Source organism: uncultured Meiothermus sp., from assembly GCF_937863175.1.
In the GTDB taxonomy this organism is placed as follows: Bacteria; Deinococcota; Deinococci; order Deinococcales; family Thermaceae; genus Meiothermus.
In genome coordinates this window covers 1-2,269 of sequence record NZ_CALMCQ010000116.1, presented here as the reverse complement: position 1 = coordinate 2,269, position 2,269 = coordinate 1, and the positions used below count along the sequence as shown (strand labels likewise).

At 62.8% G+C, this 2,269-nt stretch carries 4 protein-coding genes; all 4 read right to left on the bottom strand.

The annotated features are described in order from the left end of the window. Window positions 1-2: 2 nt before the first annotated feature. Entirely contained in the window at window positions 3-443 is a 441-nt protein-coding gene (locus Q0288_RS04695) for a RidA family protein (protein ID WP_299427929.1), read from the bottom strand. Between the two features lie 9 nt (window positions 444-452). Continuing rightward, on the bottom strand, window positions 453-1,235 hold the full coding sequence (locus Q0288_RS04690; protein ID WP_299427927.1) for a universal stress protein: 783 nt from the start codon (window positions 1,233-1,235) through the stop codon (window positions 453-455). Window positions 1,236-1,256: 21 nt separating this feature from the next. Beyond that, window positions 1,257-1,634, bottom strand: a complete 378-nt coding sequence (locus tag Q0288_RS04685) for a RidA family protein (protein WP_299427924.1) — start codon at window positions 1,632-1,634, stop codon at window positions 1,257-1,259. A 233-nt stretch (window positions 1,635-1,867) separates the two neighbouring features. Next, on the bottom strand, window positions 1,868-2,269 hold a 402-nt coding region (locus tag Q0288_RS04680; RefSeq protein WP_299427922.1), incomplete at its 5' end, for a restriction endonuclease.

The following is a 2,269-nucleotide window of genomic DNA, read 5'->3' as shown; positions in this document are numbered from 1 at the left end:
ACTCACACCACCTCGAGAATCCCTTCGATTTCCACGCTGCTGCTAAAGGGCAGTTGGGCCATCCCCACCGCCGAGCGGGCGTGCTTACCCCTGTCGCCAAATACTTCCAGCAGCAGATCCGAGGCCCCGTTGATAACCCTGGGCTGCTCCTCAAAGTCGGGCATCGAGTTGACCATTCCCAGCAGTTTGACCACCCGGCTTACCCTGTCAAGATCGCCCACCGCATCCTTGAACACCGCAATTAGTCGAATGGCGACCTCGCGGGCCGCGTGGTAGCCCTGTTCGGTGGTGACATCGCGGCCCAGCTTGCCCTTGAGGCTGGAAACCTGCCCCGACACAAACACCAGGTGACCGCTTCGCACCCAGGGCACAAAACTGAACATGGGGGGCTTGACCTCGGGCAACACGATACCAAGCTTTTCCAGACGTTGTTCGATCTGCATAGGGACTCCTCAGGGTTGAACCAGGACCGGGACTGGGGCATGGTTTAGAATCCAGCGCGTGACCGAGCCAAAAAAAACGCCGGCCCGGCTGCGCCCCACAAACAGGGCGTCGGCCTGCTGCTCGTGGGCAAAGCCCAGCAGGGCCGCTGCAGGCGACGGGTCGGGGGAGAGCACCCTGGCCTCGAGGCGGCCTTCCAGGGCCAGGGGCAGGGTACGGATGGACTGGTTCATCCGCTCGAGTTCACCGGGATCTCCTACGTGCAGTACAGTGATTTTTCCCCTGCTGGCCTCGGCGATGTGGTGGGCCAGCCGCAGCACCCGCTCGGAGCCTGGCGTGGGGCCCCAGCCCACCAGCAACCGAGAGAGGCTCGAGGGTTCGGCTGCTTTGGATACGGCCGCAACGGGCCGGGCAGTCTGGGCAATCACCCGCTCGGTGGTGGTGCCCAGCAACCGATCCATCAGACTATCCTCGCCATGGGTGCCCATCACCACCAGATCGTGGCGGACGGCATGGTGGAGGATGACCGGGATGGGCTTGCGGGGCTCGAGCACCGTCTGGGCGTTGGGGTCCAGAGCGGCCAGTTGCCGCCCCATCAAGACCGACCAGGCTTGCTCGGCCTCGTCGAAGATTTTTTCGGTCTGGGTGTCAAAAAAATGGGCTGCGCTGGCGTAGCGCGGTTCGGCGGCATGCAGGATGGTGAGCGAACCCCCGGTCAGGTCGCGCAGTTTCTTCGCCAGCTCGAGGGCCTTCCGCGAAGCCGGGGAAAAATCGGTGGGGTGAAGGATCTTCATGCGATCATCCCGGGCTTCCCTTCACAGGAGCGCAGTACAGGCTACTTCCACCTTCACATCCCGAGGGAGGCGGGCCACCTGCACGGTGGCTCGGGCCGGGAAGGGTTCGCGCACGTACTCGGCATAAACCTTGTTGAACACCGGGAAATCGCCCATATCGGCCAGGTAGCAGGTGGTCTGCACCACCCGGGCATACGAGCTTCCGGCGGCCTCGAGCACTGCGGCCAGGTTTCGCATCACCTGATGGGTCTGGGCCTCCACATCGCCCGCGACCAGCTCACCAGAGGGGGTCAGGGGAATCTGGCCCGAACAAAACACCATTCCGCCTGCAACGATGGCTTGACTGTAAGGGCCGATGGCCTGGGGTGCGTGATCGGTCTGAACTTGCTTCTGGCTCATGCAAACAGCTTATACCAACCCTGCCCAGGGGATGTGTCGCGCCGTTTTACTTCCTGTGGTCTACCGAATAGCCCATAGCTCATAGCTGAAGGCTACAGGCCGAACGTCGAAGGCTGGAAACCTCACCGCCAGATGCCCTCGACGCCTGGCTCTGGGCAGACGGAGGCATGCGGCTTTGGGCAGCCAGCGACACCTTTACCGTGATGTACTGGCTACAAGGTGGGAAGCGGCGGTCAGAAACCCTGGGTGGCCTGTCGAACCGCTGCGGGGTGGGGGGCCAGGGTGGTTTTGGGTTGCCTGACCTCGAGGCCCAGGTAGGCCAGGGGGGTGTTGGACTCGAGGTCGGCAGCCATGATCAGATAGTCCACCTCCTCCAGGGTCCACAGATGAACCCCGCTGGCTCGAGCAAGCTCCCGAAACAACGGGCCATACTGCCCGTTTACAGCAATCAGGAGGGCCCTATCTGCGCGATGGGTCTGCTGGGCTGTCAATACAGCCTGCAAGGCCTCTTCGTGGGTGGGGGTTTGGGCTACTAGTTGAATCAAGTAGCGCAGGCCTGTAGGCGATTGGGCGATGAGATAGCCCTGGTCGGGGGTCAGCGAGGCTACCCAGTGGGGGCACCGGTTCAGCAGACC